This is a genomic window from Streptomyces sp. NPDC008317 (genome assembly GCF_042955955.1).
In the GTDB taxonomy this organism is placed as follows: Bacteria; Actinomycetota; Actinomycetes; order Streptomycetales; family Streptomycetaceae; genus Actinacidiphila.
In genome coordinates this window covers 226,510-240,062 of sequence record NZ_JBIBFQ010000006.1, presented here as the reverse complement: position 1 = coordinate 240,062, position 13,553 = coordinate 226,510, and the positions used below count along the sequence as shown (strand labels likewise).

Below are 13,553 nucleotides of genomic sequence, written 5' to 3'. Positions count from 1 at the left end.
AGGGTGTGCGCATGGTTCTGTCCTTGTGGCGTCCGTGGGACAACGGGTGCGGGTGTTGTCGATCCGTCAGAGGGGCATCGCACGCAGGGCGGTTCCCACGCCCACGGCGAGAATGAGCAGCGCGGTGCCCAGAGGGGTGAGGCGACCGCTCCACGCGCCGACGGCGTGCCATCTCCCGCCGCTCAGTGCGGGGAAGCGGTCCCTGAGCGTCAGCAGGAGCAGGCCCGCGGCGGCGAGGGTGGCGGCCATGCCGAGGCCGTAGCAGACGACGAGCAGCACGCCGAACGCCGTACGGCCGAGGGCGATCGAGCCCAGCAGGACGACCAGCGCCGAGGGACTGGGGACCAGGCCGCCCGCGATGCCGATGCCGATGAGACCGCCGCGCTTGCGGGTGCCGCCCGCGGAGTGGGAGTGGTGATGGTGGCCGTGGCCGAAGAGGCCGTGGCGGTGCGGGTGTTCGTGGGCGGTGTGATCGTCGGTGTGGTGCGAGTGGTGACCGTCGTGGCCGTGGTCGTGCTCAAGGCCGTGCTCAAGGCCGTGCTCGCGGTCGTGTTCGTGTTCGGGGGCCTCCCGTTCGTCCAGGACCGCGACCCGCGTGGTGGCGACGGTCGTGGCCGCGCTCTGCTGGGTGATGCCCTCGGCGCCCTCGGGGACCTCGACGAGCGGGCCGGACGACGGGTGCGGGTGCTGGTGCTCAGCCCCGTGTCCTTGCGCGTGTCCGTGTCCGTGCCCGTGTCCCGGTCCGTGCTCGTGTCCGGGCTCGTGGCCGTGGCCGTGCGAACCGTGAGCCGCGCCCCCCGCGTGCCCGTGCTCCGCCTGCCGCGCCCGGAAGACCCGGACGGCCGACGGCAGCAGCCACAGACCGGCCGCGGTGATGACGATGCCGCTGACCGTACCGAGCCAGGCCAGGACGTCCTCGCCGACGAGCGCGGAGGACACGCTGAGCGCGATGCCGAGGACGAGGACGGAGGCGGTGTGGGTCAGCGTCACCGTGCCCGCGACCGTGACGGCGTCGCGCGGACGCCCCTGACGGCCCGCCAGATACGCGGCCATGATCGTCTTGCCGTGACCGGGCAGCGCCGCGTGCCCCGCGCCCAGCACCATGGCCATCAGCACGGCGAGCAGCCCGACGGGAAGGGTGAGCCGGTCGTGGTCGGTGAGCGCGCCCAGCCGCCGGTCCAGGGCGGCGTACCAGGAGGAGGGCCAGCCGGTGCCGGGCGCGACGGCCGCGACGGCCCCGGGACCCGAGCCCAGGACGAGCCGCGTACGGCGCTGGTCCAGCGGGTCGGCGAGCAGGTCCGCCGGATACGCGCGCAGCTCGCGCGAGACCGAGACGGCAGGGACGTCCGAGGAGCCGATGCGTACGCCGTCCCCGTGCGCGGTGATCTCGTGCCAGCCGATCCGGCTGCTGTCCACGCCCGTGGCCAGCGCGATCGTGTCGCCGCGGCCGGGAGAGGCGGGCGCGGACAGCCGGCACTCCAGCCGTCCGGTGTCGAGCCCGGCCTGCCCGGGCACCAGCCGGAAGGACGCGTCCGTCAGCCCGAACCGCAGGGCCCTGGACCGCCGCGCGCCCCCGGCGCCGCCCGCGGTCCCCGAACCGCCGGCCGCGCCCGTGTCGCCGCCGAGCGTCGCGTCGATACCGCGCGCCAGGTCGGTGCAGGCGGTGTGCGCGTGGGCCGCGGCCTCCGCCGGGCTCAGGGCCCCGTCGTGGTCGGTGTCCATGGCGGCCTTGGCCTGGAGCGTGGGAATCTCGGCGGTGTCCACGACGGCGAGGTCGTCGATCCGGTCGGGGCGTACGGTCAGACCGTCGTACCGGTTGACGGTGAAGTTGCCCAGCGGGTGGGCGGAGACGGCCGGGGCGGCCAGCCACAGCAGCGAGGGCACCGCCACCAGCAGCAGGGCCGCGCCGCGCCGGGCACGGATCGGGGTCGTCATCGCTGTCCTCGCCGTCCTTGCGGTGGTTGTGCCGCCGGTTCCTTCTGATCCTTCTGAAGGGCGGTCAGCCGGGCGCGCGCGTCCGGCGCGTACAGCGGCGAGAAGGCCGGATTGGCGGCCAGGGCCCCGGCCAGGTCCGTACGCGCCGCCTCGTCGTCGCCGAGCGACTGCTCGATCACGCCCCGGTGGTAGCGCAGCAGCGCGTCGCGCCAGCCGAGCCGGTTCGCCTGCTCGGCCAGCGGCAGCGCGTCGCCGTCACGGCCCGCCCGGTGCAGCGCCCAGCTCAGCGCGTCCGCGACCAGCACACTGTGCCGCCGGTCCCACTCGGCGCTCAGCAGCTTCACCGCGAGGTCCGCGTCGCCGTGATCGGCCTGATATTGGCCGAGGTTGAGGTCGTCCACCACGCCGTTGGCCGCGAACAGCCTCTGCTCCGCCTCCAGCACCCCGTACTGCGCCCTGGCTTCCGGCGCCCGGCCCAGCGACTCCAGCAATTCGCCGAATTCCAACACATATTGCGGCTGCGGCACCCGGTCGATCGCCGTCCGGTAGTCCGCGACCGCCTGGTCCGTCCGCCCGAGCGCCGCCTCCGCCCTGGCCGCGCCCGCCAGCGACGCGGTGTACGTCGGATCCAGCGCGAGCGCCGTCCGGTACTCCCGCAGCGCCTCGCGCGTCTTGCCGGTGTTGAAGGCCAGCTCGCCCAAGTAGTGGTGGCAGAACGCCTGGTCGGCCGCCGTCGTCGCGTCCTGGAGCGCCCGCCGCAGCGCCTGCTCCGCGTCCGCGGTGCGCCCGTGCAGCTCGAAGGTGTACGACGCCCGGGTGAACGACGCCGTCGACGGGTGCAGATCGAGCATCCGCTGCACGGCGTCCTGCGCGGCGCTGTCCTCACCCAACTGGGTGAGCGCGTCGTTGAGCGCGCCGTAGGGCGCCCAGGCGTACGGGTCGTCGCTGATCGCCTTGTCCGCCCACGTCCTGGCCTGCGCGAACTGGTGCCGCGCGTTGGCCAGTCCGGCCATTCCGGTGAGCGCGGCGGTGTTGTGCCGCGGCTGGAGCGCGAGCGACTTGCGCAGCGCCGCCTCCGACTTCGGGTACAGCGTCGGATCGACGTCGAGCCGGGCCTGTTCGACGTATTCGGAGCCGAGCTGGGCCCAGGAGGAGGCGTCGTTCGGCTGTGCGCGCAGCGTGCTCTGGAGCTTGGCGACGATGGCGTCCACGCTCAACGGCGCCGCCTGCGTGCCGGAGTCCGGGCCGGGACCCGTACCGGAACCTGTTCCGGAACCCGTATCGGAACTCTGGCCCGGGACCGCGTCGGACGGCGGCGGGGACGAGGCGCCGCCCGAGCGCTCCAGCGCTGCGAAGCCGGTCAGGCCCGCACAGAGCACGGCGGTGGTGGCGATCAGGGCGAGGCGGCGCATGGGGGTCTGTTTTCTCCGCTCGGGGCGAACAGGGGCTCCGGCCGGTCGGACGGGTGGGGCGGTCGGACCGGAGGAGAGGGACCCGGCGTGGGCCTGTCAGGTGCCCACGCCGGGTGGCTTGCTCAGCCGGCCTGGTTGACCGAGCCGGTGTAGGGCAGCGCGACGTACGGGAAGGTGCCGGCGAAGGGGACGCCGGGTCCGTTCACGCCGTCACCCGCGGCGAGCGCCTGGATCAGGTGGCCGGGGGTCGCGCCCTCCAGCGCCTGGATCGCGATGTCCACGACGTCGTCACCGAGGCGGCGGCCGTTGGGGTAGCCCTGGAAGTCGCCGTTCAGCACGCCGAGACGGTCCGGCTTCGCGGTGACCGGGGTGGACATGTTCAGCCGCAGCTCCTCGGCGGGGACGAACCGCTTCTTGTCGGCGTCCTGGTTCATGAGCTGCGAGTTGAGGTCCACGGCCAGCGGGCCGTTCGCCGCCTTCGCGATACCGGTCAGGAAGATCTCCTGAAGGTCCTTGCGCGGCGTCGCGGGCGCCGGGATCCCGTAGATCGACTGGATCAGCATCGGCAGCTCGGGGTTGAGCACCTTCGCCACGACCTTGGGCTGGTTGTGGTCCTGCGACGGCGGCAGCGCGTTGAACGCGTTCTTCAGACCCGCGGGCACCACCGCCTCGTTCACCAGCGGGTTGCCCAGCCGCGAGACCTGCACGTACGGGCCGCTGGCCGTCTGCTTGCCCGGGGAGAGGTTCATGGTGCGGCGCGAGGTGGTGCTCCACACGCCGATCACCGGGTTGCGCTTGGGGTTGCAGTTGAGCGCCAGCGCCGACTTCGGGACCTGGATCGCCAGGGTGTTGACGTTGTAGCCCTTGAGCGTGTTGTGCCCGGTCTCCGACAGATTCCCGCCGTAGAGCAGGTCGAAGACGCGCAGGTCGAGGAAGAACGGGTCGGCGGCCTGCGAGGCCACCGTCTGACCGCCGCCGGGCAGCTTCCGCGTCGCCTGGCCGCGCAGCCGCCCGTAGTTCGGCATCGACGCCTTGCCGACGTTCGACGGCGTCGCGATGCCGTCCTTCACCAGCGTGACCGGGCGCTTGCCCGCGCGCAATTCCTGGAGCGTGTAGTGCTGGCGGAACAGCAGCGTCTTGTCGTTGAGGTTGTTCACCACGCCGTTGTTGTACAGGAATGTCTTGTCTCCGCGCCGGTCCTCGTTGCGGAAGGTCCAGCGGTACGTGAGGTCCGCCTTGCCGGTGCCCTGGCTGTCGATATTGATGTCGTACTGGGCGTCGGTGGCGAACGGGTAGAAGTTCGGCCCCCCGTTGGGCTCCTGGAACGGGTACCAGTTCGCGACCAGCGTCACCGTGTCCGACTTGTCAGGACTGGAGAACGCGTAGAGGTCGGTGTTGTCGACCTGTGGGTCCGCCGCGATCAGCGGCGCCTCGCGGTGGCTGGACGCCTGGCCGACGCCCGTACCGGGACCGGCGAGCGCCGCTCCCGCGATCGCCGTGCCGAGCGTCAGCAGCAGCGCTGCCGACTTCCACCGGCCGACGATGCCCGGTGTTCTGCGTGAACTCATGGGTGGTCTTTCTGTGGGGGTGAAGAGTCCGGCCTCGGGACCGGTCCCTGCACCCCGTTCGTCTCCAGGGGAGGTGCCGGATTGCCCGAAAGAGGTTTTTGTCCCCGATCGGGCGAATATGCGGATACGGATGCCAGGGGTGCGCCGTCCGGCTTGGCGGTGGTGCCGATGTTGACGGCGCGTCATGTCGTGCGCGGCGCAAGGCGCTCCGGCTCTCCCCGGGCATACGGACATACGTATGCGATATGTCCGTATGCCCGGACGCGGAGGTACCGCCGTAAAGAGGTCAAGGGCACACCCGTACCAATCCGCGCCCCCCACCGCTCCGAATGCCAGTGCGGAGGCACCCGCCTCCGGTCGCGGAGCCGACGCCATGCCGACTCCGCGAATCCGCGAGTGAAGGGCAGCACCACCATGCGATCCACCAGCGCACGTGTCGTGACCGCGATAGCAGTCGCCGCAGTCCCGTTGGCCTTCCCGGCAGCGGCGTGGGCGGCACCGACGGACACCGACGTCCCCTGGACCACGTACCAGGCGTCGCTGGACCCGATCACCGCCAACCACGTCACGGGCCGCGGTACGGCGATGATCCAGCTCTCCGGCAACACCGCGAAGATCACCGTCACCGCGTCGGGCCTGGTCGGCGGCGGCTCCCCGCACGCCATGCACATCCACGTCGACGGCGCCGGTGTGTGTCCCAAGCCGTCCGAGGCCAAGGACCACAACGGCCACAGCTCGATCAACGTCGCCGACGCCATGAAGGACTACGGCATGATCGGCACCTCGCTCACCACCAGCGGCGACAGCACCCCCAAGAGCGCCCTGGCCGTCGACCGCTTCCCGGCCGGTTCGAGCGTCAAGTACAGCCGCACCCTCGAAGTCACCGACAACGTGGCCGCGAACCTCAAGTCCGGCAAGGCCGTCCTGGTCGTGCACGGCATCGACTACAACGGCAACGGCACGTACGACAACGTGCTCGGCGCGAGCGAACTCGACAAGACCCTGCCCGCCGAGGCCACCGACCCCGCCCTCTGCGGCGCCTTCAACGTCTCCCAGATGACCTCGATGCCCGGCGGCGGCGCGGACACCGGTGACGGCGCCACGCAGACCGGAAGCGGCATCCACACCGGCATGGTCGCGGGCGGCAGCGCCGCCGCCCTGGTCGGCCTCGGCATCGGCGGATTCGCCCTGCGCCGCAGGGGCGTCACGACCCGATGAGTGACGACGCCGCCGCCGCGCACGAGGACGGCCCGGACGACGAGACCGGCCGTACGGACGAGACCGGCCGTACGGACGACACCGTACGTACGACCGGCGACGGCCGCACCGGCCGTACCCTCCGCGCCAGCCGCACCGGCCGCGTGGGCCGCACGCGACGTACGGCGGTCATGCTCGTCGTCCTCGCGGTGGCTTGCGTCGCCGCGGGGGTCACCGCCGTACTCGCCGGGACCACCGGGGGCGGCGGCAACCCGCCGCCGCAGCCGGGCCCGGCCGTCGCGGGAAGCACACCGCGCGACGACATGTCGGGTCATGAGATGTCCGGCCACGACATGGCCGCGATGCCCGCCCCGCCGAGCGGCGGCGCCTCGGCCGAAGCGGCCGGTCCGACGCCCACCCGGCCCGGCACCCTGCCCGCGTCCAAGCCGGTCGCCCTCGACATCCCGGCCATCGGCGTCCACTCCGACCTGCTGGACCTGGGCCTCAACAAGGACGGCAGCCTGGAGGTCCCCTCCAAGCCGCTGCGCGCCGGCTGGTACCGCAACTCGCCCGCCCCCGGCCAGACCGGACCCTCCGTCATCCTCGGCCACGTCGACTCCAAGGAGACCGGCCCCGCCGTCTTCTACCGGCTCGGCGCGATGAAGCCCGAGCAGCAGATCCGCGTCACCCGCGCCGACCACAAAGTCGCCGTCTTCACCGTCGACGCCGTCCGCTCCTACGAGAAGGCCCGGTTCCCGACCCTCGACGTCTACGGCAACACCGCGGACGCCGAACTCCGGCTCATCACCTGCTCCGACTGGAACGCGCGCACTCACTCCTACGAGGGAAACACCGTGGTCTTCGCCCACCTCGCGACCTGAGAACGGCTCACGGAGACCGGGGTGTCCCCAACTTCACCCGCACGACGCCGTATTGACTTCCTCTGATCATCTGACCGCAGAGCACAACCAACCCGACGGGTCGGCTGTCGGACGGGGTGGGACACCAAGGGCGGTGTCCCACCCCGTTTCGCACAGGAGGAACGTTCCTTGGTCTCCCCGCTCTCCCTCCGCACCGGGCGCCGCCGTCTCGTCGCCGCGACCGCCACCGTCCTGGCCGTCACTCTGGGCGCGGTTTCGCTGACCACCACGGCCACCGCCACCACCTCCGCCTCCGCGGGTGCGACGCGGGCGTCCGCCACGACATCCGGGGTGAGCGGCCTGCTCCCGATGACGCCCGGCGCCACGCTGGCGTCCGCGGGCACCCAGGGCTTCTGGACGTACGTCCCGCACGACGGCGACGACGGCAAGCTCCGCTGGACCCCGTACCGGCCCGGCCCGGTCCGCGACCTGCGCTTCGACACCGCCAACGGGATCGCCGAGATCTCGGGGGACACCGTCACCACCACGAGCGACACGTCCGGGAGCCGCGTGCTGGACATGCCCACCGGCACCTCCTTCGCGCTGCGGACGGTCGACGACGGGCTGGACAGCCTCTACGGGGGCGTCGCGGGCCGCGCGCTGTTCGTCCGGGGCGCCACGAAGCTGTGGGTCGAGACCGCGGACGGGGCGAACCGCGCCGTGCAGGGCCTGCCCGAGGGGACCGACTACGGGCGGGTGCGGCCGGGCGACGCGACCCACGGCCTGGTCCCCACCGGGACCGGGGAGAGCGACCGGCGCTTCGGCCTGATCGACCTGGCCACCGCCACCCTCACCTTCCCCTACCCGCGGCAGGCGCGGAATCCGGTGATCTCCGGCAACCGCCTCGCCTGGATCGAGGACGACACCGCCGCGAACACGCTCCGGGTGGTCGTCCGCAACCGGACCACCGGCGCGGACACCGCGGTGCCCGTGCCGGGCGTGAAAGCCGGTACGGACCTGACCATCGGCCTGCTCGGCGACTGGGTGACGTACGGGACGACGGCCCTGCGTGTCGGGACCGGCGAGAAGGTCACCTTCCTCGACCGCGCCGACGCCTCGTACGCCGTCCCCGACGGCACCGCGCGAATCGTCCAGGGCAGCGACTCCGCCCAGGGCGCGGGCGTCTTCCGCGTCGCCCTCGACCCGAACGGCCGGCCGTTCGCGCGGCTCCTCGCGCACGCGGGCACCCCGACCTCCGCCCTGCACGACTTCGACAACGACGGCCTGCCCGACCTGCTGGGCCGCGACGCCTCGGGCGGGTTGTGGCGGGACAGCGCCGCCGACGGGCGCCAGCGGGCGCGGATCGGCGGCGGCTGGCAGATCTACGACAAGCTCGAGACCGTCGGCGACATCGCGGGGACGAACAGCCCCGACTACCTTCCCGAACTCGTCGCCCGCGACAAGGACGGGGTCCTGTGGCTCTACTCGGGCCGCGAGGACGGCGGTCTCACCCCGCGCGTCCGCGTCGGCGGCGGCTGGCAGACGTACACCCATCTCACCGGCGGCAGCGACCTCACCGGTGACGGCCGCCCGGATCTCGTCGCGGTCGACACGACCGGTGCCCTCTGGCTCTACCGCAGCACCGGCAGCACGGGCCGCCCCTTCGAGCCCCGTGTGCGCGTCGGCACGGGCTGGACCGGCTACGACCAGCTCACCGCCGTCGGCGACCTCGCGGGCGGACCCGCGGGCGACCTCGTCGCCCGCGACAAGGACGGCGTGCTGTGGCTCTACCTCGGCAAGTCCGACGGCACCTTCGAGCGCCGCACCCGGATCGGCTCCGGCTGGCAGACGTACTCCCAGCTCACCAGCGCCGGCGACGTCGACCACGACGGCAAGGCCGACCTCTTCGCCTACCAGGCCGCCACCAAGACCGTCTACCTCTACTCCGGCACCGGCGACCCCGCCCGCCCCTTCGCCCCCCGCGCGATCTCCGACGCCCACACGGGCAACGCGTATAACAACATGAGCTGACCGGCCGGGTCCCCTCGGGGGCGTGCGGTCTCCGTGGGGCACCGGTGCCGTCTCCGAGCGGCCCCCGTGCCGACTTCCACGGCCAAAGAGGCCCTCCCGTTCGACAACGGGAGGGCCTCTCATGGCTGTGACCTGCTACTTCCGGTGTGCCCCAGGCAGGATTCGAACCTGCGACACCAGCTTTAGGAGAGCTGTGCTCTATCCCCTGAGCTACTGGGGCGGGGACAGGCGTCAGTGTAGCGGGTTGGCGGTGGCCGGTCGGGGGCCCGGGGGCGGGGCGGAAGGCCGGTTCGTCAGCCGAGGGTCTTGAGGATCTCGGCGGCCAGGGGACCGGCGGAGGCCGGGTTCTGACCGGTGTGCAGATTGCGGTCGGTGACGGTGTGCGGCGCCCAGGGCGCGCCTTCCTGGAAGTCGGCGCCGAGCTGCACGAGCCGGTCCTGGAGGAGCCAGCGGGCCTTGTCGGCGAAGCCCGCCTGGGTCTCCTCGACGTTGGTGAAGCCGGTCAGCCGGTAACCGGCGAAGGGGGAGGCGCCGCCGGGTCCCGTGGCGGTGGCGAGCAGCGCGGCGGGCGCGTGGCACACGATGCCGAGCGGCTTGCCCGAGGCGAGGGCCGCGTTGAGCAGGGCGCCGGACACGGCGTCGGCCGACAGGTCCTCCATCGGGCCGTGGCCGCCGGGGTAGAAGACCGCGTCGTAGTCGTCGAGCGAGACGTCGGACAGCTTCACGGGGTGCTGGAAGGCGGCGATCCCGGCCAGCTCGGCCGCCATCGCCGCCGCGCCCTCCTCGCCGCCGTTGAACTCGGGCGCGAGGCTTCCCCGGTCCACCGTCGGTACGACCCCGCCCGGCGTCGCGGCGACGACCTCGTGGCCCGCCTCGGTGAAGACGCGGTACGGGACCACGGCCTCCTCGGCCCAGAAGCCGGTCGGGTGCGCGCTGCCGTCGGCGAGCGTCCAGTGGGTGGCTCCGGTCAGGACAAACAGGATCCTTGCCATGGAGGTGGCTCTCTCTTCCGTGTCGCTGGGGGCGGGTGGGGCGGGCGTTTCCAACGTACGCCGAGGCGGGGGCTCGCGCCGGGTGCGGCGGGGGGTCGGGTGCGGCCGGGTCGGGGTGCGGCCGGGGGCCGGGTGCGGCCGGGTCAGGGGAATAGGTAGGGTGGCCGGAATGTTCGGGATGTTGAATGCTCAACCAAACAGGGTGAGTGCGACAGGACGGTGGGTGTGATGCAGTTCGGGATCTTCACGGTCGGCGACGTCACGACGGACCCGACCAACGGACGGACGCCGAGCGAGCACGAGCGGATCAAGGCGATGGTCACCATCGCGCGGAAGGCCGAGGAGGTCGGCCTGGACGTCTTCGCGACCGGCGAGCACCACAATCCGCCCTTCGTGCCGTCCTCGCCCACCACCATGCTCGGGTACATCGCGGCCCGCACCGAGCGCATCGTGCTGTCCACCTCCACCACGCTGATCACCACGAACGACCCGGTGAAGATCGCCGAGGACTACGCGATGCTCCAGCACCTGGCGGACGGCCGCGTCGACCTGATGATGGGCCGCGGCAACACCGGGCCGGTCTACCCGTGGTTCGGCAAGGACATCCGGCAGGGCATCCCGCTCGCCGTCGAGAACTACGCGCTGCTGCACAAGCTGTGGCGCGAGGACGTCGTCGACTGGGCGGGCAAGTTCCGTACGCCGCTCCAGTCGTTCACCTCGACGCCCCGCCCGCTGGACGGCGTGCCCCCGTTCGTCTGGCACGGATCCATCCGCAGCCCGGAGATCGCCGAGCAGGCCGCGTACTACGGCGACGGCTTCTTTCACAACAACATCTTCTGGCCCATGGAACACACCAAGAAGATGGTCGACCTCTACCGTCGCCGCTTCGCGCACTACGGCCACGGCACCGAGCAGCAGGCCATCGTCGGCCTCGGCGGCCAGGTGTTCATGCGCCGCGACTCGCAGGCCGCGGTACGGGAATTCCGGCCGTACTTCGACAACGCCCCGGTCTACGGGCACGGGCCGTCGCTGGAGGACTTCGCCGAGCAGACGCCGCTGACCGTCGGCTCCCCGCAGCAGGTCATCGAACGCACCCTGACCTTCCGCGACGCCGTCGGCGACTACCAGCGCCAGCTCTTCCTCATGGACCACGCCGGTCTGCCCCTCAAGACCGTCCTCGAACAGCTCGACCTGCTCGGCGAGGAGGTCGTCCCCGTCCTGCGCGCCGAATTCGCCAAGGGCCGCCCGGCCGAGGTGCCCGACGCCCCCACCCACGCCTCGCTGCTCGCCCGCCGCGACGCCGACACCGCCGACGAAGTCCTGGAGGCCCGGGCATGACGCACCACCCGATCGAGCGACGCCGGCTCGCCGTCGTCACCGCCGGTCTCAGCCAGCCGTCGTCCACCCGGCTGCTGGCCGACCGGCTGACGGAGGCGGTACGCCGCCACATCGACGGTGACGTGGACGTGGACGTACGGGTCATCGAGCTGCGGGGCCTGGCCAACGACATCGCGCACAACATGCTCACTGGCTTCCCGGCGCATCATCTGCGCGACGCAATCGATTCGGTGACCGGCGCCGACGGCCTGATCGCCGTGACCCCGGTGTTCACCGGCTCGTACAGCGGCCTGTTCAAGTCGTTCTTCGACATTGTCGACAAAGACGCACTGGCGGGCACCCCGGTGCTGGCCGCCGCCACCGGCGGCACCGCCCGCCACTCCCTGGTCCTCGAACACGCCATGCGCCCGCTGTTCGCCTACCTGCGCGCGATCGTCGTACCGACCGCCGTATACGCGGCCTCCGAGGACTGGGGCACGGCAGGCAGTGGTGGTGGCAACGGCAACGGGACCAGCGCTGTCGACGGCACCCTCGCCGCCCGCATCGACCGCGCGGGAGCCGAACTCGCCGCCCTGATGACCTCCCGACCGTCCCGCCCGGCGCCGGGCGGGGGCGCGACGACGGACGCCGGTATGGGCGCCGGTGCCGACGACGAGGTCGTGCCGTTCGCCGAGCAGTTGGCGGCGCTCGGCGCGCGAGGGTGACGGCGCCACAAGAGTGACCGTGCGACGGAGCCGGGGCGAGGGATACGACGACGGCGTCAACTACGACGTCAACGCCCCGGCTCCGCGCTCACCCCCGCCGGTCGTATCAACGGCCGGACGCTCGTCCAGGAACTCGATGACCGCGAGCCCCGCCACCGCCACCAACGCGATCCAGAAGATCACCATGCCGGTCGGATACGGCCACAGCGCCAGGACCACCGAGGCGACCGCGACGACGACCCACCGCAGCCAGACGCGGAAACGGTCCACCCACGGCCCCACCGGCCCGGTCGACCGCACCCCCGCCGCCTCCCGCACCGCCGCGATCCCCGACTCCCACATCGTCCGCACCCGTACCGCCCACTGCCCCGAACCGCTCAGCCACGCCCCCAGCGCCACCACGACCCCCAGGGTGATCACCATCCGAACGCTCGCCCGCAGAAACCGCACCACCTGGTCGTAGATCGCCGCGGCGGCCGCATGGTGCACATCGGGGGACAAGTGGTCGAGGTAGAAGGTGCGGAAGAGAGCGAGCGCGACGCCGAGCACGGCCACCCCCGCCGCGACACCCAGCGCGGCGGCGACCAACGCGCGGCGACGCCGTACGGCCAGCAACACCCCGGCGCCCGCGATGACGACGGTGACCACCGGCAGCCAGTCCCCGGCCAGTTGCAGCGCCCGGAAACCGGTCTTCACCCGCCCGATCTCGTCCGACTTCAGCAACGTGAAGTCGGTGTGCACGTCGGGCAGCCGCCCGGCGACCTTCAACCCGCGGTCCACCAACTGCTGCTTCACCCCGGCCACCACGGGCGCGAGGTCGAGCGTCACCGTGTTGTGCTCGACCTGCACCGCCGAATCGTTACTGCCGGTCAGCGCGTCGACGACCGTCGCGTGCGCCCTCCGGTTCAGCTCCTCCCAGATCGTCGAGAAGGCACTGCTCGACACGAACGTCGCCACCGTGCCGTGCACGAAATCCGTCACCCCCGACGTGATCGGGCCGCTGATCCCGCCCAGCGCCGCCTTCACCCCCGGCAGATCCGAGGGCGCCACGCTCGACAGCAGCGAGTCGAGGTCGATCCGGTCCATGACGGCCGCCGTCACCTGATCGGTGACGGCCCTCCGCACCTGCGGGTTGTCGGCGAGCGGCGCCATCGTCGCCACATACCGGTCGGTGTTGCCGACGATGTCGGCGGCCCACACCGCCACCGCACCGAGCGGAGCCAGTACCGCGGCCAGTGTGATGAGCAGCGCGGAGAAGAACGACCGCACCCGGTGCCGCGACCGCGTCACCGCCAACCGCGCCCGCAGCGCCGTCAACTCCGCGCGCTCGTCGTCACCCAACGGTCCCGACCCTGACGCGCCGTCCCCGGCAGCGGGTCCGTCGGCGGTCGCCGCCATCCACGTACCCCCTGCCTGTGCGAGTGCCGCCCGACCGGGCCCGTTCCTCTCAGGGAACGTGCTGCCGGGCGGGTGCGCGCGCGGAGTTGGTACGTCAGGGTTGTCGCCAAATCGCCTT

General features: G+C 72.1%; 10 protein-coding genes and 1 tRNA gene. 5 read left to right on the top strand and 6 right to left on the bottom strand.

Translation table 11 applies throughout. From position 1 onward, the window contains the following. Positions 1–66 precede the first annotated feature (66 nt). The 3 genes from ACFY9V_RS21235 to ACFY9V_RS21225 all read right to left on the bottom strand — a co-directional run bounded on the left by ACFY9V_RS21235 (position 67) and on the right by ACFY9V_RS21225 (position 4,915). A complete protein-coding gene (locus ACFY9V_RS21235; protein ID WP_391162394.1) occupies positions 67–1,935 on the bottom strand; it encodes a hypothetical protein in 1,869 nt (622 codons plus the stop codon). Beyond that, positions 1,932–3,347 carry a tetratricopeptide repeat protein gene (locus ACFY9V_RS21230; protein WP_391162393.1) on the bottom strand — a complete coding sequence of 472 codons (1,416 nt, stop codon included), beginning with the start codon at positions 3,345–3,347 and terminating at the stop codon, positions 1,932–1,934. The genes ACFY9V_RS21235 and ACFY9V_RS21230 overlap by 4 nt, the downstream gene beginning before the upstream one ends. Positions 3,348–3,469: 122 nt before the next feature. After that, on the bottom strand, positions 3,470–4,915 hold the full coding sequence (locus ACFY9V_RS21225; RefSeq protein WP_355337781.1) for a DUF4331 domain-containing protein: 1,446 nt from the start codon (positions 4,913–4,915) through the stop codon (positions 3,470–3,472). A gap of 438 nt (positions 4,916–5,353) precedes the next feature. Here ACFY9V_RS21225 and ACFY9V_RS21220 point away from each other — a divergent pair, with 438 nt between their 5' ends. The 3 genes from ACFY9V_RS21220 (at position 5,354) to ACFY9V_RS21210 (ending at position 9,003) form a co-directional block, all read left to right on the top strand. Further along, the gene (locus ACFY9V_RS21220; RefSeq protein ID WP_391162392.1) at positions 5,354–6,133 is read left to right on the top strand and encodes a hypothetical protein; all 780 of its coding nucleotides are present in this window, start codon (positions 5,354–5,356) and stop codon (positions 6,131–6,133) included. After that, complete coding sequence (locus tag ACFY9V_RS21215) at positions 6,130–6,993, top strand: class F sortase (protein ID WP_391162391.1); 864 nt, start codon at positions 6,130–6,132, stop codon at positions 6,991–6,993. The genes ACFY9V_RS21220 and ACFY9V_RS21215 overlap by 4 nt, the downstream gene beginning before the upstream one ends. A 168-nt stretch (positions 6,994–7,161) precedes the next feature. Further along, positions 7,162–9,003 (top strand): FG-GAP-like repeat-containing protein, encoded by a 1,842-nt coding sequence (locus ACFY9V_RS21210; protein ID WP_391162389.1) that lies wholly within the window; start codon positions 7,162–7,164, stop codon positions 9,001–9,003. Positions 9,004–9,150: 147 nt separating this feature from the next. On the opposite strand, the gene ACFY9V_RS21205 is transcribed toward ACFY9V_RS21210, so the two are convergent. Both ACFY9V_RS21205 and ACFY9V_RS21200 read right to left on the bottom strand, forming a co-directional pair. Continuing rightward, positions 9,151–9,223 (bottom strand) — tRNA-Arg (locus ACFY9V_RS21205). Between the two features lie 73 nt (positions 9,224–9,296). Beyond that, entirely contained in the window at positions 9,297–9,995 is a 699-nt protein-coding gene (locus tag ACFY9V_RS21200) for a type 1 glutamine amidotransferase domain-containing protein (RefSeq protein ID WP_355337793.1), read from the bottom strand. Between the two features lie 228 nt (positions 9,996–10,223). Here ACFY9V_RS21200 and ACFY9V_RS21195 point away from each other — a divergent pair, with 228 nt between their 5' ends. After that, a complete protein-coding gene (locus ACFY9V_RS21195; RefSeq protein WP_355337796.1) occupies positions 10,224–11,333 on the top strand; it encodes an LLM class flavin-dependent oxidoreductase in 1,110 nt (369 codons plus the stop codon). Beyond that, positions 11,330–12,037, top strand: coding sequence for a CE1759 family FMN reductase (locus ACFY9V_RS21190; protein ID WP_391162387.1), 708 nt, complete (start codon positions 11,330–11,332; stop codon positions 12,035–12,037). The genes ACFY9V_RS21195 and ACFY9V_RS21190 overlap by 4 nt, the downstream gene beginning before the upstream one ends. Before the next feature lie 60 nt (positions 12,038–12,097). Here ACFY9V_RS21190 and ACFY9V_RS21185 read toward each other — a convergent pair whose 3' ends face one another. Further along, complete coding sequence (locus ACFY9V_RS21185; protein WP_391162386.1) at positions 12,098–13,435, bottom strand: hypothetical protein; 1,338 nt, start codon at positions 13,433–13,435, stop codon at positions 12,098–12,100. Positions 13,436–13,553 lie beyond the last annotated feature (118 nt).